The sequence below is a fragment of the Granulicella sp. dw_53 genome (genome assembly GCF_018449545.1).
Classification (GTDB): Bacteria; Acidobacteriota; Terriglobia; order Terriglobales; family Acidobacteriaceae; genus Edaphobacter.
Genome location: NZ_JAAVUR010000018.1, coordinates 47,087 through 67,727 on the forward strand (window position 1 = coordinate 47,087; position 20,641 = coordinate 67,727).

Sequence of the window (20,641 nt, forward strand, 5' to 3'; positions counted from 1 at the left end):
TTTGTTGTTCGGGAAGGCAGTGGTCGCGCCTATGGCGTAGATCTACCGAAGCACCGGGACGGGCTCTAGATGAGATTCGAACTCTTCATAGCTATGCGGTATCTGCGGGCGAAGCGGCGGCAAGCCGTCGTGGGAGTGATTACTGCGATCAGTGTGATCGGCGTAGCGGCGGGAGTGGCTTCGCTGATTGTCGCGCTTGCAATTACGAACGGCATGCGGCGTGACCTTCAGGAGCGGCTCGTCGGCTCTACTGCGCACGTCGACTTGATGCGAGTAGCCGGGGATGGAATACGCGACTGGCGTCCTTTGCTGGCGAGGCTTCGGAAGATTCCACATGTGACGGCGGCGGCACCGGGATTGTATGGGCAAGTGCTGATATCGCGAGGCGCGCGAAGTGGCGGAGGCCTGATCAAAGGTGTGATTCCTGCAGACGAACGGACCGTAGGAGATCTGTTGCAGGGAGTAGTGATGGGGACGGCAGCGGGACTGGAGCCGCTGAATCTACGAAGCGAGAGAGGAAGACAGTCCACTCCGCGCGGGGCAGCCTCCCCCGCTCCTCCCAAGGCGCATGGAAGACAGCCTGCGGAAGAGCAGCAGGTAAGCGAACTAGGGGACGTCGCAGTGAGGGACGACAGCGCGGCGAACGCCGAAGCCCAGCTCCAGGCCGAAAAGGTGATGGAGCTTGCTGCGGCTGTACCGCCAATCGTAATTGGCAAAGACCTGGCGGAGACCATCGGGGCTAGTGTGGGCGATACTCTGCTGGTAACGAGCCCCCAAGGCGAATTGACGCCGCTGGGACTGGTGCCGAGATATCAGCGGTTTCAGCTCCAGGGGATCTTCAAGTCGGGATTTTATCAGTACGACTCGAGCTACACGTTTCTGCGGCTGGCGGATGCGCAACGGCTGTTCAACGAGCCGGATCTGATCTCGGTAATCAGCTTCAAGGTAGATGATCTGTACCACGCCGACCGCGTGGGACGGGAGATCGAGAAAGCCGCCGGCCCAGGGTTCCAAACGACCAACTGGATGGAGCAGAACCGGGAGTTGTTCCGGGCGCTGAAGCTGGAGCAGGTGGTGACATTCATCGTGCTGGCGCTAATCGTATGCGTGGCAGCATTAAATATTTTGATTGCCCTCACCATGATGGTCATGGAAAAGACCCGCGACATCGCGGTGTTAATGAGCTTTGGCGTGACAGCATCGCAGGTGAGACGGGTGTTTCTGTTGCAGGGACTACTGATCTCTGTGATCGGGACCGTGCTCGGCATGGTGTTGGGGTACGGGCTGAGTTGGGCGGGCGGCCACTATCGTTTTATCCGGTTGGATGCGGCGGTCTACTCGATCGACTATCTTCCCTTTGCGCCGAAGTTTGTCGATGCAGTGATAGTGGCGGCAGTATCGCTGGGAGTAAGTTTGGTGGCTACCCTTTATCCGAGCGGAAGCGCGGCCAAGGTGCTGCCGGCGGAGGCCTTGCGCTATGAATAAAGCCAGACTGAAATATATGGAGTTAGCGCCCGAAGGTCTCTCGAAAATGACGGCCCTGGAGCACTATCTGAACAACGGAACAGGGTTAGAACCTTCGTTGTTGGGGATGATTCGGCTGCGAGCCTCCTTGATGAATGGTTGCGAGTACTGCATTCACCTACACGCGGCAGAGTTGCGAAAGCTCAATGAGACGGCGGATCGGATCGACAAAATTACGGACTGGCGCGGCACGGATCTTTACACCCAGCGGGAGAGGGCAGCCCTGGCTTGGACCGAGGCGCTGACCGACATACAGGACGGGCATGCGCCAGACGCTCTCTATGATCAGGTGCAGGCGCACTTCACGGAGGTAGAGACAGTGAATCTAACCCTGGTGGTCTCCACCATCAACGCCTGGAACCGAATAGCCATCGCGCTGGGATCACACTCGCACCGAGGTTGAGTCTGAACAGGAGAGCGCTTCCCCTGACCTTGGAATTACAAAATGGGATATTCAGCGAGATTATAGGAAGAGGATCGAGATGACTGCGCTAAATGATGGGACGAACGAGTACGGACTGGAGCCGTTTCCCCCGGGCACGGTGCGATCTGTCGCACTGCGGGCGGAGAAGCTTACGAAGACCTATCCGGCCGTCGCGGGGGCAGCACGGGGAGAGGTCGAGCTATTTCGCGAGTTGGACCTGACCGTTTTCGCCGGGGAGATGGTGGCGATAGTCGGGGAGAGCGGAGCAGGTAAAAGCTCCCTGCTGCATCTGCTGGCGGCGCTGGACAAGCCTACGGCGGGAGAGGTCTGGTTCGGGGAAGACCGATTAAGTAGTATGTCGGCGCGGCAGGCGTCGGAATTTCGCAACCGGCGGGTCGGGTACGTCTGGCAATTCCACTATCTATTGCCGGAGTTTACGGCGCTGGAAAACGTCGCTATGCCCTTGTTGGCTCGGCAGATGGAGCGCAAAGGCGCGATGGAGCAGGCGCAGGTCTGGTTGGAGCGCGTAGGGCTGGCCGGACGGGAGGAGCATCGTTCCGGGGAGTTGAGCGGTGGCGAGCAGCAGCGGGTGAGCCTGGCAAGAGCCCTGGTCACGGAACCCGAGGTGCTGCTGGCGGACGAACCGACTGGTGATCTGGACGGAAAGACCGCCGAGGCGGTATTCGGCCTGATACAGAAGTTGCATGCAGATCATGGGCTTACGAGCGTCATGGTGACGCATAATCTGGAATATGCCGGAAGATGCCATAGAATCCTTCGTCTTCGTGAAGGAAAGCTCGTAGAAGCAAAGGATTTGTGAGCATCAGCGATTTGCGTCTGATTTGCACATGGTGCATCCAATCGAAATTGATGTACTGTATGCATAACTTTTGGTGCGCTTTCACCCTTGACCCATTGGGATTAGACTGGAATAGGACTGGTAGTACGTGGATGGCGCCCTCGCTGTCTGGGAGCGGCCTTAGGGTTTCGGGAAAGAGCTTCAGACCGGGACGTGTACGGGACTAACGGTTGGCGGCGCTGGAGCCGGGATTGGCCTGGCGAAGTGGTCGTCTAGTAAGGGGGAACATGTTCGAACGCTATACGGAGAAGGCGCGACGCGTGATTTTCTTTGCGCGTTATGAGGCCAGTCAGTTTGGGTCGCCTTATATCGAGACCGAGCATCTATTGCTCGGACTGCTGCGGGAGGACAAGGCGCTTACGAACCGCTTTTTGCGGTCGCACGCGTCGGTGGAATCGATACGGAAGCAGATCGAAGGGCATACGACGATTCGGGAGAAGGTCTCGACCTCGGTCGACCTGCCCCTCTCGAACGAGTGCAAGCGCGTGTTGGCCTATGCTGCTGAGGAGGCAGAGAGGCTCTCGCATAAACATATTGGGACGGAGCATCTGTTGCTCGGACTACTGCGCGAGGAGAAGTGTTTTGCCGCAGAGATTCTGACCGAGCGCGGGCTGCGTCTACCGGCGATCCGCGAAGAGTTGCAGCGGACCACGCAGGAGAAGGCGCCTGCCGCGCAGGGTGGCAAGGGAGGACGCAGCGAGCAGAGCATGCTGGCGGAGTTCTCACGCGACCTGACCCAGAGCGCCATGGATCAGCAACTCGATCCGCTCGTTGGCCGCGATACCGAAGTCGACCGAGTGATCCAGATCCTGTGCCGCCGGACGAAGAACAATCCAGTGCTGATCGGCGAACCGGGTGTCGGCAAGACAGCGATCGTCGAAGGACTAGCGCAGAAGATCGCAGACGGCGAGGTACCGAGCTTCCTGGCTGACAAGCGAGTATTGGCTCTGGACCTTTCACTGATCGTGGCCGGAACAAAGTATCGCGGCCAGTTCGAGGAGCGGTTGAAGACGATCATGAAGGAGCTGATGGAGAACCAGAACTCCATCGTGTTCATCGACGAGCTGCATACGCTGGTAGGCGCAGGTTCGGCGGAGGGTTCGCTGGATGCAGCGAATATCCTGAAGCCGGCGTTGAGCCGCGGCGAGATCCAATGCATCGGTGCGACGACTCCTGCGGAGTACCGGAAGTCGATTGAGAAGGATCGCTCGCTGGAGCGGCGCTTCCAGGCCGTGAAGGTTCCTCCTCCGAACGAAGAGGATGCGATCAAGATCATCATGGGGATCAAGGACAAGTATGAGAAGTTTCATGCTGTCAGCTACACGGATGAGGCAATCACCTTCTCCGTAACGCACTCCAGCCGATATATCCCAGACCGTTTCCTGCCGGATAAGGCGATCGACCTGATCGACGAAGCTGGCGCGAGGGTTAAGCTGCGTCAGACTTCCCTGCCCGAAGAGCTGACGGAGGTCCAGAAGCGGATCAAGTTCATCGTTCACCGCATGGAGAACGCCATTGCGAATCACGAGTTCGAGAAGGCTCGATTCTACTCGGACGAGGAGCGCAAGGAGCGGGAGAACCTACGGGCGCTGCGCGACAAGTATCACCTGGATGATTCCTCCGCGGGCATCGTGACGCGCGAGGACATCGAGGACGTCGTGAGCCGTTGGACCGGCGTGCCGATCAACTCTCTGAAGGAAGAGGAGATGCAGCGGCTGCTGCGGGTCGAGGAAGAGCTCCACAAGCGCGTGATCTCGCAGGAGAAGGCGATCTCAGCGCTGGCGCGGGCGATTCGCCGGTCGCGAGCTGGTCTCAAGAATCCTGCACGGCCGATCGGCAGCTTCCTGTTCCTGGGACCGACTGGCGTCGGCAAGACCGAGATGGCTCGTACGCTGGCTCAGTTCCTCTTCGGAAGCGAGAAGGCGCTGATCCGGTTCGATATGTCGGAGTTCATGGAGAAGCACTCCGTGAGCAAGCTGATCGGTTCGCCTCCGGGCTACGTCGGCTACGAAGAGGGCGGTCAGTTGACGGAGCGTGTGAAGCGCAATCCGTACTCTGTGGTCCTCCTCGACGAGATCGAGAAGGCACATCCCGATGTCTTCAACCTGCTGCTGCAGGTCTTTGAAGACGGGCAGTTGACGGATGGTCTGGGCAACACGGTCGACTACAAGAACACGATCATCATCATGACCTCGAATATTGGGGCCAAGCATCTGCAGAAGCGGCAAGGACTGGGCTTCCAAAGCGAGAAGGAAGACATGGTGCTGGACAAGATGGAAGAGCTGGTTCGGGGCGAGGTGAAGCGCACCTTCAATCCGGAGTTCCTCAACCGTCTGGACGAGATCATTATCTTTACCTCCTTGCTGGACTCGGACCTGATGCAGATTCTCGAGCTGCTGGTACAGCAGTTGAACGCCAACCTGGTGCACAAGGCGATCACGATCTCTGTGACCGACGACGCGAAGCGCTGGATCCTGGAGAAGACGGCCTCAGACCGCACCTACGGTGCTCGTCCGTTGCGCCGCGCTCTGCAGCGGTTCATCGAAGATCCGCTGTCGGAGGCTTTGATCGGCGGTGGAATCGTGCAGCGGCCAGCGTTCATCGAGGTCTACATGGAGAACAACGCGCTGTTCTACCGGCCGATCGCTTCGGATGGCGAAGAGAAGATGGCAGGTCTCGCACTCTCCGCGGTATAGCTCGACGTGAAGTGAACCCTGAAGTGCCCCGGCTGTTTGCCGGGGCATTTTCTTTGGGATAAGGTGGAGCGCGGAGGCTTGAGACGCTCAATGGACCGACGGGAGTTTGCGGGAATGATGCCGGCGATGCTGGCGATGGCTGCGATTGGAACGCAAGAGGCGAAGGGTCAAGGGAAGGCTGGTTCCCTGCCGACGATTGCTTCAGGAGTTTTTAAACCTGGGCCTGCCAAGGTGGCCGGGGAGAAGCGGGTTTCTCACAGTTATGTGAGCGGGATGCTGGCAGCGGGCAATCTGCGGTTGGAGATGCATGAGACGACGCAGGAGGCAGGAGCTCCGCATGAGCCGATTGGAACGCATCTGCACAACGAGTTGTGGCTGGTACGCGAGGGCACCGTGGAGCTGACGACCAATGGAGTGGTCCGACGGATGGAGGCTGGCGACGTTGGGATCTGCGTGGCGGGCGACAAGCACTTCATCCAGAACGTCGGCTCTACGCAGGCGACTTATTTCGTGGTGACAGTCGGACCGCCGGAATAGTTTTTGGATTAAATAGGAACGGCCCGCGACTTGGCGGGCCGTTCCTGCTGAACACCGATGCGTTCTTAGACGAGAGCCTTGGCCGATTTGACCGCGACAGCCGCCATATCACCGGCTTTGTCCACTACGGACTCGACCTGCTCCCGTGTACGTTTGACGGCCTTTTGCGCTTCGTTGCTGAGGCGCTCCGCTTGATCCTTGAGGTAATCGCCGGCCTCTTCCAGGTAGTCGCCTGCGTCTTCTACTCCCTTGCGAAGCTGCTTGCGGGTCTTTGCGCCGGTCTGCGGAGCATAAAGTAGGGCAACTGTGGCCCCGGCGACGACGCCGACTCCGAAAGCGAACCAATAATTCTTTGCACTCATGCGAAATACCTCGTGCTTGATTTGTGCTTCTATGAACTTTCGATTCGCATCGAGCAGGATTGGTTGTTCTTAGCAGGCATCTCCGGAGCGCATCTGGTCCCAGATTCGCGTGATTTTCACGCTTCAGACTTTGAGGCCTGCGAGTTCGCGGGCTCGCAGGAAGACTCTGGTGAACATCGGACGGTCGAGACGTCCGGTGTTGGTGTTGCGCAGGGAGGGGTGGTAGCAGCCCAGGAGGCGAATGCCGTTGGGCAGGAGGTACTCCGCGCCGTGGGTGAAGGTGTAGTCGGATCGCTTCGCGATGAGACCTGTGTGGAGCAGATGCGCGAGGTAGCCGTCCCAGGCGATCTTCCCGAGGCAGACGACGACGCGGACGCGAGGCAAGGCGGAGACCTCGGCGGCGAGGTGCTCGGAGCAGTTGCGAATCTCCTGCGGGTGAGGCTTGTCGCCTGGCGGAGCGCAGCGGACGACGGAGGCGATCCAGGCGTGGCGGAGCTTGAGGCCGTCCTCGCGGGAGACTCCCAGAGGCTTGTTGGCGAGGCCGAGCTCGTGCAGGATCGGGTACATGAAGTTGCCTGAACCGTCGCCGGTGAAGGGGCGGCCGGTGCGGTTGGCTCCGTGGGCGCCGGGGGCGAGTCCGAGGATCAGGATGCGGGCGCGTGGGTCTCCGAAGCCGGGAACGGGCTTGGCCCAATAGATCTCGTCCTGATAGGCACGGCGGCGGGTCTCGCCGATTCCCCGGCAGTAGTCGCGGAGGCGGGGGCATCGCTCACAGGTGACGATAGACTGGTGGATCTGCTGGAAGTGCGGCGGCGTGGATGGACTCAAGGGAACGGACATCTCCCTTGATGATAGCGGTCCACCGGGAGTACCGCTCCGTAGGCACCCCCCTCCCCCCGTCTTTTTGGTTAAAGTCCTGAAAATAAGCGGATTGCCTGTGGACTTCCAAGTACAGATTTTCAAAGATCTTTTTAGGCCAAACATTGCCTGGCCTGGTTACCGAAGATTTCTTCTACTAAAAAACTAAGCGTTGGAGCGCTTTTTTTACTCTAGTTCTATTTTATTGGACCGGCAATAACTAAAGTGCCACTTTTCTTTGCCTCTATTTGATTTGTTTTCATCTACTTCCCTCAATTGAGGTCTTGACAGCGCCTTTTGCTGGTGTTTTTCGCGTGAAGGGCGATAAGTGTTCACCGGTTGGGATTTAGAGTTCGTCTCAAAGCGGGGACGGTAAAAGTACGGCGGGGAGGAACGTCTGTGGAATGACAAACAAAGAGCGGTTTGACCCTGCACAAGCAAGACTCGTACAGTGAGTAGTGAGGCGCACTGTGCGCGGGCCGCTTTGTACAGGCCGCGCGCCCCTACTCCCGCGAACCCTGGAAGGCATGGAATTGACTGAGACGACGGCAACAACCGAGATGGCAGCAAATGAGACTGCCTTGACTGAGACGGCAGCTGAGCATACCGAGCTTGAACATACCCATGATCACGATCATGACCATAACCACGACCACGTTCATGAGCAGGCCCCGACCCTGAACCCGGAGCTGATGCGGGAGATCGAGGTCGAGGTCCCGGCGGATGAGGTGAGCAAGAGCTTCAAGACGATCGTGAAGCGATATCAGAAGCTGGCGCGCATTCCTGGCTTCCGGGCCGGCAAGGTGCCGGAGTCGCTGGTGCGTTCGAAGTTCGCAAAGGAAGTCCGGCAGGAGGTACTGGAGGCGTTGGTCTCGGAGCGCTTCCGCAAGGCGATCGACGAGGGCAAAATGCGTCCGGTCTCGGAGCCCCAGTTGCTCGACCTGCAGCTAACCGATGGCGAGCCGTTGAAGTTCAAGGCTGCCTTCGAAGTAGCGCCGGAGTTCGATATCGCAGGATATGACACTGTGAAGCTGACCAAGCCCGACGTCGCGCTGACAGACGAAGAGTACGACGCAGAGCTGGCGCGGGTGCTGGATGGCTACGCGACGGTGGAGCCAGTGGAAGAAGACCGTCCGTTGGTGGATGGAGACTGGGCCGAGATTCAGTTTCGCGGCGAAGTGAAAGAGCTGGCGCAGACCGTGACCGAGGATGGTCTGGCGAGCACGTCGGCGACAGAGCCGATCACCGGCGACGATGTGCTAATCGAGATCGGCGGCAAGAATACTCTGGCGGCTTTCAACGAAGCATTGCGTGGAGCCAAGCCAGGGCAGGAGCTGAAGTTCGAGGTGGAGTATCCCGCGGACTTTGGCGAGCGCAAGCTGGCGGGCCAGACGGTGGGCTACGACGTCACCGTAAAGGCGATCAAGAAGAAGACCTTCCCGGAGAGGGATGAGGAGTTCGCCAAGCAGCTCGGAAACTACGAGAGCTGGGAGGAGTTCGAGACTCAGTTGCGCGAGCACGCCTCCAGACAGAAGAAAGATGCGCTGGAGAGCCGCGTGAAGGACCAGATGCTGGAGGAGTTGATTGGGCGGTACCAGTTCCCTGTTCCCGAGTCGTTCGTACAGCAGCAGGTGGATGCACGGCTGGACCGCGGCCTGCGAGCGCTGGCCCAGCAAGGCATGAAGGCCGAGGACATGCGTAAGCTGGACTTTGGCCGGCTGCGGGCAGCACAACGCGACCAAGCGGTAAACGAGGTGAAGGCCTCGATGATCCTGGACCGTGTGGCTGAGGCCGAGGGCGTCACAGTGGACGATAACGAGCTGGACCGCGAGCTGCTGATGCTCTCGATCCAATCGCGCGAGCCACTGGAGGCGCTGCGGGAGCGGCTGGCGAAAGACGGCGGACTGGACCGGATTCGCGAACAGATGCGGCGCGAGAAGACCGGCAGTGTGTTGTATGAGAAGCTAAGCGCGTAGAGCTGAAACAAGGCGAAGAAGTAGATCCTCCGCCGGGCTTTTGAATCAAAAGTGAATCATAAGAAGCACGGCGGATTAAACAACTAACATTAGCTGCAGCCGATCAACAGGAACTACGAAAAGAAAGAGAGTGTCATGGGATTAGTACCGATGGTGATCGAGCAGACGAGCCGTGGCGAACGCGCCTACGACATCTACAGCCGTCTGCTCCGCGACAACATCATTTTTCTGGGCACACCGATCGATGACAACATTGCGAACGTGATCATCGCGCAGATGCTGTTTCTGAGCGGTGAGGACCCGGAGAAGGACATCCAGCTTTACATCAATTCGCCGGGCGGATCGATCACGGCCGGACTTGCGATCTACGACACGATGCAGTACATCAAGAACGACGTGGTGACGTTCTGTATCGGTCAGGCCGCGAGCATGGGCGCGTTCCTGCTGATGGCGGGCAAGAAAGGCAAGCGATTCGCACTGCCGAACTCGCGCATCCTGATCCATCAACCATCGATGGGCGGGTTGAGCGGTCAGGCGACCGACATCGACATTCATGCGCGGGAGATTCTGCGCATTCGCGAGATTACGAACAAGCTGATGAGCCAGAGCACCGGCCAGTCACTGGAACGGATCGAGCGGGATGTGGAGCGCGACTTCATCATGACGGCCGCGCAGTCGAAGGAGTATGGGATCATCGACGATATTATCGACCGACCCCGTACAACGTAGTTCAGTGCAACGTATTGCAAGCAGGAGCCCGGGCCATTGGCCTGGGTTTCGGCGTTTTGGCAGTCTGCGTGCACAGTGAGAGTTCTGAATATCACACCTTCGATGTAGATCTTCGGTAACCTCTCGAATGGCTTTGTGCATATGAAACGGGTGTAAACTTAAGGGAGTCTTTCGTTGTAGGGGACTCTTAGGAGCTTTTGCATTTATGAAAACATCACGGGGCTCGGATGAGTCACTTCGTTGTTCTTTCTGCCACAAGTCACAGGATGCGGTTGCGAAGCTAATCTCCTCCCCCTCCGACTATCCACGGGCCTATATCTGCGATGAGTGCGTTGCGGTATGCAACTCGATTCTCGAGGACGATCGCGCGGAGGCAGCGCCCGGCGCGGCTCCAGCGCATCTTCCCAAGCCGCAAGAGGTCAAGGCGTTTCTGGATGAGTACGTAATCGGTCAGGACCAGACCAAGAAGAAGCTGGCGGTCGCTGTCTACAATCATTACAAGCGTATCCAGATGAACAAGACCCGCGGCAACGACGTTGAGCTGGCGAAGTCGAACATCCTGCTGGTGGGGCCGACGGGTTCGGGCAAGACGCTGCTGGCGCAGACCATGGCGCGCATGCTGGACGTGCCCTTCGCGATCGTCGATGCGACGACGCTGACCGAGGCCGGCTATGTGGGCGAGGACGTCGAGAACATCATCCTGAAGCTGCTGCAGGCCGCCGATGGAGACGTCACGCGCGCACAGAGCGGCATGATCTACATCGACGAGATCGACAAGATTGGACGCAAGGATGAGAATCCTTCGATTACACGCGATGTCTCGGGCGAGGGCGTGCAACAGGCGCTGCTGAAGCTGCTCGAAGGCACGGTCGCGAATGTTCCGCCACAAGGTGGACGCAAGCATCCGCACCAGGAGTTCACCGCCGTCGATACTACGAACATTCTCTTCATCTGCGGCGGAGCTTTTGTAGGGTTGGAGAAGGTCATTGGACGCAGGATCGGCAAGAAGGCCCTGGGTTTCAAGGCAATGGTCGACGCGGATGCGAAGGAAGGCGATGTACGGCCTATCCGGGCGCAGCGCGACGCCGAGTTGCTGCGGCAGGCTGAGCCCCAGGATCTGCTGAAGTACGGGCTGATTCCGGAGTTTGTCGGACGGCTGCCGGTTCTCGGGATTCTGGATGAGTTGGACGAGGCGGCGCTGATAGAGATTCTGACCAAGCCGAAGAACGCGATCCTGAAGCAGTACGTCAAGCTGTTTGACTACGAGGGCGTGAAGGTTACGTTCACCGACGACGCCGCGAAGGAGATCGCCCGCGAGGCTCTGAATCGCAAGGTTGGCGCACGAGGACTCAGGATGATTCTGGAAGAGCTGATGCTCGACCTGATGTACTACGTCCCGGGCAACAAGAAGGTAAAAGAACTCACCATCACGGCCGAGATGGTTCTGAAGCATAGCCTGACTCTGCCGATCCTACTGGAAAAGGCTGGCTAAATCTGCACGTACGTTCGATCCGACAGGCCTTCCCTACGTTGGCGTTACTCCTGTTGCTGAGCCCGGCTCAGGGCTGTTGGGCTCAGGAGCCGAGCGTTGTAGTTAATGAAAACCCTGCGGTTTTGCCTGTACCGCAGGCAGGCGATTGGTGGCTCGCGCGCCATCTGGACCGATTGGTCCAGGTCGAGGCAGGCGGAGTGGACCTGTTGCTGATAGGCGACTCAATCACCCAAAACTTCGAGAAGACAGGACCGGCGCCCGATGAGGTCTTCTACCCCGCATGGGAGGAGTTCTTTGCGCCGCATCATGCGCTGAATCTGGGCTACTCCGGGGATCAGACGCAGAATGTGCTGTGGCGGCTGCGGCACGGCGAGGTGGACGGGCTGGCGCCCAAGGATGTCGTACTGCTGATCGGGACAAATAATACCGTCGCGAAGCCGAATGGCACGTTAGAGCAGAGCGCTGAACAGGTTACGGCGGGCGTCGAGGCGGTGGTGGACGAGTTGCAGGAGCGCCTGCCGGAGTCGAAGATTTTGCTGGTGGAGATTCTTCCTTCTGGCATATCCGCTACGAAATCTGCCAAGGACGCAGCGGTAAATGCAGCTCTGCGAGCGCGATACAAGGCAAGTGAAGAGGTACGGTGCCTGGACGTCAGCTCCCTCTTCCTGAAAGACGGCGTGCTAAACCGCTCATTATTTTATGATCCACGGATGAAGACGCCGCAGGAGCCTCTGCATCCGGATACGGTGGGGCAAAGAAGATTGGCGAAGGCGATCTCGGAGGCTCTCTATGGCCCTTCGGGAACGGCCAGTGGGAAGGGCCGGGGTCGCACTGCTCCGCGACACGCATTACAATCATCGGATGCCGCTGATGGCGCCGTGAATCCGGGCGCGGTCTGAAACGTCTAATTGGGAGAGCGATGACAAATCAACCTAAAGCAGCAGTACCAACCGGTGAAGTTCGCAAGTTGCCCATGATGCCCATCCGGGACATGGTGATCTTTCCCCATATGATGACGCCCTTTGTCGTTGGGCGTGAGTCGAGCGTGCGCGCTCTCGAAGAGGCGTTGAACGGCGACCGGAAGATCTTTCTGGCGACGCAGCACGACGCTTCGGTCGACGAGCCGAACGCGGATGATATCTACGAGACAGGAACCATCGGCAACATCGTCCAGAGCGTGAAGATGCCGGATGGCAATATCAAGGTCCTGGTGGAGGGCGTGGAGCGGGCGCGAGCCACCGAGGTCAACGACGTCGACGGCTTCTTCGTCGCGACTGTTCGCACCGGCCAGACACAGCTTGAGCTGACACCGCAGGTAGAGCAGCTTATGCAGCGTGTCCACTCGCTCTTCGAGCAGTACGTGAAGCTGCAGCAGAGCCTGAACTACGAGACGATGGCCGCAAGTGTGCGCGCGGACGAGGCAGCCAAGCTCGCCGACACGATCGCGGCGAACCTGCAGCTCTCGATCGAAGAGAAACAGCAGCTCCTGGAGGTATTCGATCCGGAGATGCGTCTGGCTCGGGTCGCCGATGTGCTCGACCTCGCCATCGAGAAGCTGAACATGGACCGGACCATCCAGTCGCGCGTGAAGCGGCAGATGGAGAAGGCGCAGAAGGAGTACTACCTCAACGAGAAGATCAAGGCCATCCAGAAGGAGCTCGGCCGCGGTGAGAAGAGCGAGTTCGATGAGCTGAAGAAGAAGATCGAAGCGGCGGGGATGCCCAAGGACGTGCTCGATAAGAGCATGCAGGAGCTGAAGAAGCTGGAGGCCATGCCACCGATGTCGGCGGAGTCAACAGTTTCGAGGAACTACCTGGACTGGCTGCTGGCGGTGCCGTGGAAGAAGAAGTCCAAGGAGATCCGCTCCATCGAGCATGCGGAACAGATTCTGAACGAAGACCACTACGGGCTCGAGAAGATCAAGGACCGCATCCTGGAGTTTCTGGCGGTGCGGCAGTTGGTGAAGAATCCAAAGGGATCGATCCTGTGCTTTGTTGGGCCTCCGGGTGTGGGCAAGACTTCGCTCGGAATGTCGATCGCCAAGGCTACCGGGCGGAAGTTTGTACGGATGTCGCTGGGTGGCGTGCGGGACGAGGCGGAGATTCGCGGGCATCGGCGTACGTACATCGGAGCGCTGCCGGGGCAGATTATCCAGTCGATGAAGAAGGCTGGGACGAAGAATCCGGTGTTCATGCTGGACGAGATCGATAAGATGGCTTCGGACTTCCGGGGAGATCCGGCGAGTGCGCTGCTGGAGGTGCTGGATCCGGAGCAGAACACGTCGTTCCAGGATCACTACCTCGATGTCGAGTACGACCTCTCGCAGGTGTTGTTTGTCGCTACGGCGAATGTGCTCGACACCATTCCTGGTCCGTTGCAGGACCGCATGGAGATCATCCGGCTCCATGGGTACACCGAGGTCGAGAAGCTCGAGATCGCCAAGCAGTATTTGGTCAAGAAGCAGCGCGAGGGGAATGGTCTCTCGACCGAGCAACTGGTCTTCGAGGACTCGGCGTTAAAGGCGATCATTCGTGGCTACACGCGCGAGGCGGGCGTCCGTAACCTGGAGCGCGAGATCGGCAACGTGGGCCGCAAGGTGGCACGCAAGGTAGTGCAGACCGGACCGGAGCATAAGGAACTGGTCACTGGCGACACGCTGGAGAGCCTGCTAGGGGTAGCGAAGTTCCGCGACTCCGAGGTGCATGCGAAGAGCGAGGTTGGGCTGGTGACGGGGCTTGCCTGGACCTCAGTTGGCGGCACGATCCTGCAGACAGAGGTTCAGGTGCTGGATGGCAAGGGCAAGCTCTCTGCTACCGGACAACTGGGCGATGTGATGAAGGAGTCGGCCGAGGCCGCGTTGACCTACACCCGTTCGAGAGCTTCGCAGTTGGGGCTCAAGAAGGACTTCTACCGTAACGTGGATATTCACATCCATGTGCCGGAGGGAGCGATTCCGAAGGACGGTCCTTCCGCAGGCATCACCATCGCTACCGGGCTCGCGAGCGCGCTGACGAAGATCAAAGTTCGCCGCGATATCGCGATGACCGGCGAGATCACCCTACGGGGCAAGGTACTGCCGATCGGTGGGCTGAAGGAGAAGCTGCTGGCGGCGCACCGTGCGGGGATCTTCGAGGCGATCTTGCCGGAGGACAACCGCAAGGACCTGGCCGATCTACCGGAGCTGCTGAAGTCGTCGATGAAGCTGCACTTTGTCGAGCAGATGGACGAGGTTCTGCAGATCGCACTCGAAGGCAAGCTGCCCGAGCTGATGGAAGAGACCCCAGAGGCGTTGACGGGAGTGATTCCGGCTCCGATCGAAGGACCTCAGCCAGTCTCCCGCCAGTAACTGACGTTAGGCAAAAAGAAGGCCGAACCCCGATGGGTTCGGCCTTTTGGCGTTGAAGGTTGCTACTAGGTGGTTCGCCGCCCGGTGACGAAGTGCATGATGACCGAGATGATGGCGAAGAGAACCAGCAGATGGATGGCTAAGCTGCTTACGTGCATTACCAGGAAGCCAGCGAGCCAAAGGACGACCAACACCACAGCAAGAATAAGGAACATTGTGTCCTACTTTCATACGCCTGAAATTTTCGCTTGTACCGCGAACATGTACAGAAAGTAAGAGAGTCCGCCGGGCGGAATCGTTGCTTGGGATTGAATCCAAAGGGAAATAAGTTGGCGGAATGTACCGACTTGTGTAACGAAGCGGACCGACGGAGACAACCCGGCGTCCCGCGACCCATCTTCTCGGCTAGAACTTACCGCGAAGATGGGCGCGCCTCGCTTCTGTTAGGCCTGGCAGCCACCGGCGATGGAGGGGATGAGCATAACTTCGTCGCCATCCTGGAAGGCGTACGTCTCGCCGCCGAGGAAGCGGATATCCTCGTCGTTGATGTAGATGTTGATGAAGCGGCGAAGCTTTCCGTTCTCGTCCTTGATCTGGGTGCTGAGCGCGGGAAAGGATTGGTCGATATCCGCGAGCAGGCCAGGCAGGTTCGAAGCTGCGGAGTCGAACTGTTTGCAGCCATCGGTGTGACGGGTAAAGGCAGTAGGGATAAATACTTTCACGGACATTAGGTTCTCCAGCGTGATCCAGGTTTCGGAGTCGTTCAAGCTCCGGCAGTGGCGAGTTCAGATTCAGTGGTACCGTCGAGCTCCCGAAGGTAGGCATCGAAGTCGGCAAGGCGTGGGCGTATGGCACGGGCATCGACGTGGAGGTAGCTGTTGGCTAGAGCGTCGGTTGTCTTGAGACCGTTCCCGGTGATGCAGGAGACGGTGATCTGGTCGGGCGTGATGCGGCCCTGCGCGTAGAGACGAGCGGTAACGGAGGTGGTGACGCCACCGGCGGTCTCGGTGAAGATGCCCTCGGTCTCAGCCAGCTCTTGGATGCCAGCGACGATCTCGACATCGGAGACATCTTCGGCCCAGCCGCCCTCGCCGCGGATCATCTTGGCCGCCGCAGGGCCGTCCGCGGGATTACCGATAGCAAGGGACCGGGCGATGGTGTTGGGACGCTGGGGCACGATGTCCTCAGTTCCCTGCTTGACGGCGGTCGTGATGGGCGAGCAGCCGGTGGCTTGTGCGCCGAAGAAGCGGACCGGCTTGTCTTCGACCAGGCCGAGGTAGACGAGCTCCTTGAAGGCCTTGCGGATCTTGCGGATCAACGAACCGCCGGCCATGGGCACAACGACGTTGTCTGGGAGCTGCCAGCCGAGCTGTTCCGCGATCTCGTAGCCCACGGTCTTGGAGCCTTCCGCGTAGTAGGGGCGGAGATTGACGTTGACGAAGCCCCAGTTGTACTCGTCGGCGATAAGGGTGCAGAGTCGGTTGACGTGATCGTAGTTGCCGTCGATGCGGACCAGGCGGGCGCCGTAGACGAGGGTGTTGAGGATCTTGGCTGGCTCGAGGTCGGCGGGCACCAGGATGGTGGCCTTGAGGCCGAGACGGGCGGCCTGTGCAGCGACGGAGTTAGCCAGGTTGCCGGTGGAGGAGCAACCGACCGTCGTGAAACCGAACTTCTGCGCGTTCGCGAGGGCGACTGAGACGACCCGGTCCTTGAAGGAGAGGGTGGGAAAGCACACCGCATCGTTCTTGATGTAGAGATTGTTTGCGCCGATGCGCTTGCCGAGGTTCTTCGCGCGAACCAGAGGCGTAAAGCCGACCGGCAGATCCGGTTGAAAGCCGTCCGGAATGGGGAGCAGCGCCGCATAGCGCCAGATGTTTGCAGGACCTGCGGCGATCGCCTCCCGGGTGAAGATGCCGCGTACCGCTTCCAGGTCGTAGGTGATTTCCAGGGGGGCGAGACAGTCGGGGCAGGCGGAGAGGGGTTGGTTCCCAAAGAGCTTGCCACACTCGTTGCACTTCAGTTCGTACCGGCTACAGGAATAGTTCATTCACTCTCTCCGCGTGGGGGAGGAATCGAACTTGGACGCTCTCTGTTGTGGGGACGCCCGCAAAGGGCTTTGGGAGGAGAAAAACGGGGATGCAGTCTTGCTGGGACTGCGTGCTCCGAATCTCATGTTCCCTGTCTCCAGGAGAGAGTTGACACCGGTACGTCTTTGTTCTGTCCGGTTGTCGTGGCGTCAAAGGGCTCGTCCCTCAACCACTCTGCATGAAATTCAAATTTGCCCGAAGGCAAACTGGAATAACTAATTAGTAACACAGAGCATGCCCGGTCGCAAGTTCCTGGAGAGGTCTGCGGGATGAAGGCTGAAAGCGGATCACCCCTGGTGATTAGAGGCTCCTTCTCCGCTCCATATCTGCATTCTTCCCGGATTTTGACCGTATCGATACGAGGTTCATGAGAGCGTTTCGTAGCATTGCCACCAGCATACTGGGATGATCGCTCCGGTCCATCGGCCTCCCTAATGCAGCCAGGAAGCCTCTACCCTATTCACCACGGTATCGACGATGTACTTGCCGATGGCGAGCGATGCCGTGGCAGCGGGAGACGGCACGTTACACACATGAACCATGCCCGGCGTGTAGGCGAAGTGGAAGTCGTCGATCAGCCTCCCATCGACGCTCAGGGCCTGGGCGCGAATGCCAGATCCGCCAGGGACTAAGTCATCGGAGGTCAGCTCGGGCATAAGACGTTGCAGCGCTCTTACAAAGGCGGCCTTACTCCAGGAGCGATGATACTCACCCACTGACATCTGCCAATGCTTCGCGGCCATCTTCCAAAACCCAGGGAAGGTGGCATACTCCAACACATCCTTGAGATCGAATGAGCTCTTCGAATAGCCTTCGCGTTTGAAGGCCAGCACCGCATTGGGACCCGCCTCGACTCCGCCTTCTATGCGTCTGGTGAAGTGCACCCCAAGGAACGGGAACTGCGGATCGGGAACCGGATAGAGCAGCCCTCTTACAAAGTGACTCTTATCCGGAGTAAGTTCGTAGTATTCGCCGCGAAAAGGAACGATCATCAGATCGAGATCTACCTTCGCCATGCGGCTGACATGATCGCTTTGTAAGCCTGCACAGTTGATCACCAGGCTTGCCTCGATGGCACCCTGCGTCGTCTCAACGATCGTGTTCCCGCCCGAACGTTTCAATCCTGTCACCGCATGGGACAGACAGAGAGCTCCGCCACGAGCGACAATCAACTCCGCATATTTTTCCGCGACCTTGCCGTAGTTGACGATGCCGGTACTCGGCACACGAATGCCGCGAATACCGCTCGCGTGTGGCTCCAACTCTCGAATTCCCTCGGCGGTAAGCATCTGCAGCCCAGTTAGTCCATTTCCCTTGCCGCGCCGGAAGAGCTCGTCAAGTTGCGGAAGCTCGCTCTCGTCTGTAGCAACGATTACCTTCCCGCATAGGTCATAAGGAATTGCATACTCCTCGCAAAAACGTAACAGCGCATCCGCGCCCTCAACGCAAAGCTTCGCCTTCAGGCTTCCCGGCTTGTAGTAAATCCCGGAGTGAATGACTCCGCTATTGTGATTTGTCTGATGGCTCCCAACTACAGATTCTTTCTCGACGACAGCCACAGACGCGCCTGGAAAGCGACTGGTAAGCTCAAGGCCAGTTGCCAGACCGACGATACCGGCGCCAATTACAACGACCTCGACTTGGGAAGAGGTGGCGATCTTATCTCCTCGCTCGAATTACTTGCATGTTGCCTGTAGTCAACGAAATTCACCTCGAATATACGCTGACAAGTGAACATCTTATGTAACGAAACTAATAGTGAAGGAAGTTGCGATCTCGCAATGTGTATGTCTATCTCATTAAAACCTATCTCTTTAAATTCAGTCGACAACTATAGTTGAGTACTTAAAGGTTACCGAAAGGCAGAACGTAACTGCCACTAACTAGGTACTGTTCCATACATTGCTGAAACCAGCATGAATCCACCACTTCGATACATCTTGTTGATATGTGACTAGTTTGACGACAATATGCTTCCATATAAAACTATGCCCTTATCCAGTTGCATTTTTTTATTTGACTCTTTTTGCACATAGCGTTAGATTCGCTGCACTCCATGACCTAGATGCGGTTCGAAGATACCATCAGGTCAATGCAAGTGGATGAAATCGGCCATTACGATTAGTAACTAGTATGCAGTTGCTTTCTTAGTTGTTTCTATAACTCGTTTGTCGTCTCAGGACGATGATGGGTTAATCTCTGCGGCTCTCTGGGCTCCCTTTATATGGGCGACGATGCTTCGGCAATGTAGGTCAACGACGACCTTGCGTTTCCTCTTGTCTTTGCACCACCCGCCCATCTATCTCTCTTTGAGGTATATCGATGATTCATGCGGTGCAAATCCTGGCAATCAGCGGCGATACAAATGTCTGCAATACAATTCACACCTCTCTCGAATCCCATGGCCATAGGGCGATATGTGTCCCCTCCCCGCAAGAAGCACTCCAACACCTATACCGCGGAGTAATTGCAGATGTTCTTTTATTCGATGTAGCAAAGGACAAGCCAAAGACTGACCTCTTCGCTCCAACTCTTCTACAAAAAATTAATAAAGAAAGACTATGCGTTCTTTCAGAGATGGGAGACACATCATGGAAAAACGACGCCGCGATGTGGAACATAGAGATGGTGCTAAATAAGCCACTTCTAAGTGGAGATCTAGAGAAATTGAACTTCTTTCCTCAAATAGAACAAGTCCCACAAGTAAATCGCTTTGACAATACCCCTGTTGGAAATCCCAACTACCATTTGGAGGAGTTAGACCATAATCGTTTCTTCCTGGCGGCATCGCCGACGATGATGCAGCTCTACAGAGACATCCGCACCCTCGCCCCTGTCGACATTCCCGTGCTCATCCTGGGAGAGAGCGGCGTCGGGAAGGAAATTGTAGCCAGACTCCTCCATAAGTATCACTCCCGCTCAGAGAAGACGTTCCTCAACGTAAACTGTGCTGCACTGCCGACCGACCTTTTGGAGAGCGAGTTATTCGGCTACGAGGCTGGGGCTTTCACCGGCGCGATGAAGTCCAAACCTGGCAAGTTCGAGCTCGCCAACAAAGGGACGATCTTACTGGACGAAATCGGTGAGATGAGTCCGCAGATGCAGGCTAAGCTGCTTCATGTCTTGCAGGACGGTTCGTTCAGCCGCCTGGGAGCGCGCGTCTCAACTCAAGTCGATGTTCGCGTCCTCGCAGCCACTAACATCAACATGCAAGAGGCAATTACAGAGAAGCGTTTCCGTGAAGATCTCTACTACCGCCTGAACACCTTAACCCTCACCGTCCCTCCGCTTCGGGAACGCCGCGAAGAGATACCTCTGCTGATGGAGCAGATGATTCAGAGGGGCTCGCTAGAGCTTCACCAACCGACTACTTTTTCCAGTCAACTCATTGAAGCCGCACAGGAGTATCACTGGCCTGGAAACATTCGTGAGTTACGGAGCTTCGTAACTCGCACAATCATCCTACGGGATCAGGAATCGGCTTATAACGATCTTCGAGCCAGGACGAAAGCTCGTCCCACCGCTTCGATGGAAAGCGTCCCGGCGGATAATCCCACCAATATAAAGCCACCGACGATTACAGGCATGAAGGACGTGATCAATGATATCAAGAACCAAACCGAGATCCGTATGCTTCAAAATGCGCTGTTGGCCTCAGGCTGGAATAGAAGAAGAGCCGCAACGAATTTGAACATCAGTTACCGCAGCTTGTTATACAAAATTCAGCAGTACAGACTAAGTGCATAGACAA

At 57.7% G+C, this 20,641-nt stretch carries 17 protein-coding genes and 1 riboswitch; of the genes, 11 read left to right on the forward strand and 6 right to left on the reverse strand.

Annotation, left to right across the window (positions count from 1 at the left end; translation table 11 throughout):
- The first annotated feature begins 69 nt into the window (after positions 1-69).
- From HB393_RS21670 to HB393_RS21690, 5 genes are all read left to right on the forward strand, one after another.
- Entirely contained in the window at positions 70-1,485 is a 1,416-nt protein-coding gene (locus HB393_RS21670) for an ABC transporter permease (protein ID WP_213807299.1), read from the forward strand.
- A complete protein-coding gene (locus tag HB393_RS21675; RefSeq protein WP_213807300.1) occupies positions 1,478-1,927 on the forward strand; it encodes a carboxymuconolactone decarboxylase family protein in 450 nt (149 codons plus the stop codon). Before HB393_RS21670 ends, HB393_RS21675 begins: the two co-directional genes overlap by 8 nt.
- A 79-nt stretch (positions 1,928-2,006) precedes the next feature.
- A complete protein-coding gene (locus HB393_RS21680) occupies positions 2,007-2,768 on the forward strand; it encodes an ABC transporter ATP-binding protein (RefSeq protein ID WP_213807301.1) in 762 nt (253 codons plus the stop codon).
- 266 nt (positions 2,769-3,034) lie between these two features.
- Positions 3,035-5,503: an ATP-dependent Clp protease ATP-binding subunit gene (locus tag HB393_RS21685; RefSeq protein WP_213807302.1), complete on the forward strand. Its 2,469-nt coding sequence runs from the start codon at positions 3,035-3,037 to the stop codon at positions 5,501-5,503.
- A 78-nt stretch (positions 5,504-5,581) separates the two neighbouring features.
- Positions 5,582-6,040 carry a cupin domain-containing protein gene (locus tag HB393_RS21690; RefSeq protein ID WP_255551486.1) on the forward strand — a complete coding sequence of 153 codons (459 nt, stop codon included), beginning with the start codon at positions 5,582-5,584 and terminating at the stop codon, positions 6,038-6,040.
- Between the two features lie 65 nt (positions 6,041-6,105).
- Here HB393_RS21690 and HB393_RS21695 read toward each other — a convergent pair whose 3' ends face one another.
- Both HB393_RS21695 and HB393_RS21700 read right to left on the reverse strand, forming a co-directional pair.
- A complete protein-coding gene (locus tag HB393_RS21695; protein WP_213807303.1) occupies positions 6,106-6,402 on the reverse strand; it encodes a YtxH domain-containing protein in 297 nt (98 codons plus the stop codon).
- A 123-nt stretch (positions 6,403-6,525) separates the two neighbouring features.
- Positions 6,526-7,230, reverse strand: a complete 705-nt coding sequence (locus tag HB393_RS21700) for a uracil-DNA glycosylase (protein ID WP_255551487.1) — start codon at positions 7,228-7,230, stop codon at positions 6,526-6,528.
- Between the two features lie 557 nt (positions 7,231-7,787).
- Here HB393_RS21700 and tig point away from each other — a divergent pair.
- The 5 genes from tig (at position 7,788) to lon (ending at position 14,803) form a co-directional block, all read left to right on the forward strand.
- Positions 7,788-9,236: a trigger factor gene (gene tig, locus HB393_RS21705; protein WP_255551488.1), complete on the forward strand. Its 1,449-nt coding sequence runs from the start codon at positions 7,788-7,790 to the stop codon at positions 9,234-9,236.
- 102 nt (positions 9,237-9,338) lie between these two features.
- Positions 9,339-9,965, forward strand: a complete 627-nt coding sequence (gene clpP, locus HB393_RS21710) for an ATP-dependent Clp endopeptidase proteolytic subunit ClpP (RefSeq protein ID WP_345945371.1) — start codon at positions 9,339-9,341, stop codon at positions 9,963-9,965.
- Positions 9,966-10,170: 205 nt separating this feature from the next.
- Positions 10,171-11,457, forward strand: coding sequence for an ATP-dependent Clp protease ATP-binding subunit ClpX (clpX, locus tag HB393_RS21715; RefSeq protein WP_213807306.1), 1,287 nt, complete (start codon positions 10,171-10,173; stop codon positions 11,455-11,457).
- A 122-nt stretch (positions 11,458-11,579) separates the two neighbouring features.
- Positions 11,580-12,356 carry a GDSL-type esterase/lipase family protein gene (locus HB393_RS21720; protein ID WP_213807307.1) on the forward strand — a complete coding sequence of 259 codons (777 nt, stop codon included), beginning with the start codon at positions 11,580-11,582 and terminating at the stop codon, positions 12,354-12,356.
- A gap of 20 nt (positions 12,357-12,376) precedes the next feature.
- On the forward strand, positions 12,377-14,803 hold the full coding sequence (lon, locus tag HB393_RS21725) for an endopeptidase La (RefSeq protein ID WP_213807308.1): 2,427 nt from the start codon (positions 12,377-12,379) through the stop codon (positions 14,801-14,803).
- A 65-nt stretch (positions 14,804-14,868) separates the two neighbouring features.
- On the opposite strand, the gene HB393_RS21730 is transcribed toward lon, so the two are convergent.
- The 4 genes from HB393_RS21730 to lhgO all read right to left on the reverse strand — a co-directional run bounded on the left by HB393_RS21730 (position 14,869) and on the right by lhgO (position 18,548).
- A complete protein-coding gene (locus HB393_RS21730; RefSeq protein WP_213807309.1) occupies positions 14,869-15,018 on the reverse strand; it encodes a DUF5670 family protein in 150 nt (49 codons plus the stop codon).
- A 228-nt stretch (positions 15,019-15,246) separates the two neighbouring features.
- Positions 15,247-15,531 carry a MoaD/ThiS family protein gene (locus HB393_RS21735; RefSeq protein ID WP_213807310.1) on the reverse strand — a complete coding sequence of 95 codons (285 nt, stop codon included), beginning with the start codon at positions 15,529-15,531 and terminating at the stop codon, positions 15,247-15,249.
- A gap of 35 nt (positions 15,532-15,566) precedes the next feature.
- Positions 15,567-16,850 carry a threonine synthase gene (gene thrC, locus HB393_RS21740; protein WP_213807311.1) on the reverse strand — a complete coding sequence of 428 codons (1,284 nt, stop codon included), beginning with the start codon at positions 16,848-16,850 and terminating at the stop codon, positions 15,567-15,569.
- A 119-nt stretch (positions 16,851-16,969) separates the two neighbouring features.
- Positions 16,970-17,075, reverse strand: a riboswitch (SAM riboswitch).
- A 246-nt stretch (positions 17,076-17,321) separates the two neighbouring features.
- Positions 17,322-18,548, reverse strand: a complete 1,227-nt coding sequence (gene lhgO / locus HB393_RS21745; RefSeq protein ID WP_213807347.1) for an L-2-hydroxyglutarate oxidase — start codon at positions 18,546-18,548, stop codon at positions 17,322-17,324.
- 664 nt (positions 18,549-19,212) lie between these two features.
- Between lhgO and HB393_RS21750 the strand changes: the two genes are divergently transcribed.
- Positions 19,213-20,637: a sigma-54 dependent transcriptional regulator gene (locus HB393_RS21750; RefSeq protein WP_213807312.1), complete on the forward strand. Its 1,425-nt coding sequence runs from the start codon at positions 19,213-19,215 to the stop codon at positions 20,635-20,637.
- Positions 20,638-20,641 lie beyond the last annotated feature (4 nt).

Bases quoted from the DNA above. Each gene is read 5' to 3' on its own strand.
- thrC (WP_213807311.1), bottom strand. From the start codon at position 16,850: ATGAACTATTCCTGTAGCCGGTACGAACTGAAGTGCAACGAGTGTGGC.
- clpX (WP_213807306.1), top strand. From the start codon at position 10,171: ATGAAAACATCACGGGGCTCGGATGAGTCACTTCGTTGTTCTTTCTGC.
- HB393_RS21685 (WP_213807302.1), top strand. From the start codon at position 3,035: ATGTTCGAACGCTATACGGAGAAGGCGCGACGCGTGATTTTCTTTGCG.
- HB393_RS21695 (WP_213807303.1), bottom strand. From the start codon at position 6,402: ATGAGTGCAAAGAATTATTGGTTCGCTTTCGGAGTCGGCGTCGTCGCC.
- lon (WP_213807308.1), top strand. From the start codon at position 12,377: ATGACAAATCAACCTAAAGCAGCAGTACCAACCGGTGAAGTTCGCAAG.
- HB393_RS21675 (WP_213807300.1), top strand. From the start codon at position 1,478: ATGAATAAAGCCAGACTGAAATATATGGAGTTAGCGCCCGAAGGTCTC.
- HB393_RS21730 (WP_213807309.1), bottom strand. From the start codon at position 15,018: ATGTTCCTTATTCTTGCTGTGGTGTTGGTCGTCCTTTGGCTCGCTGGC.
- HB393_RS21750 (WP_213807312.1), top strand. From the start codon at position 19,213: ATGATTCATGCGGTGCAAATCCTGGCAATCAGCGGCGATACAAATGTC.
- HB393_RS21670 (WP_213807299.1), top strand. From the start codon at position 70: ATGAGATTCGAACTCTTCATAGCTATGCGGTATCTGCGGGCGAAGCGG.
- HB393_RS21735 (WP_213807310.1), bottom strand. From the start codon at position 15,531: ATGTCCGTGAAAGTATTTATCCCTACTGCCTTTACCCGTCACACCGAT.
- HB393_RS21680 (WP_213807301.1), top strand. From the start codon at position 2,007: ATGACTGCGCTAAATGATGGGACGAACGAGTACGGACTGGAGCCGTTT.
- tig (WP_255551488.1), top strand. From the start codon at position 7,788: ATGGAATTGACTGAGACGACGGCAACAACCGAGATGGCAGCAAATGAG.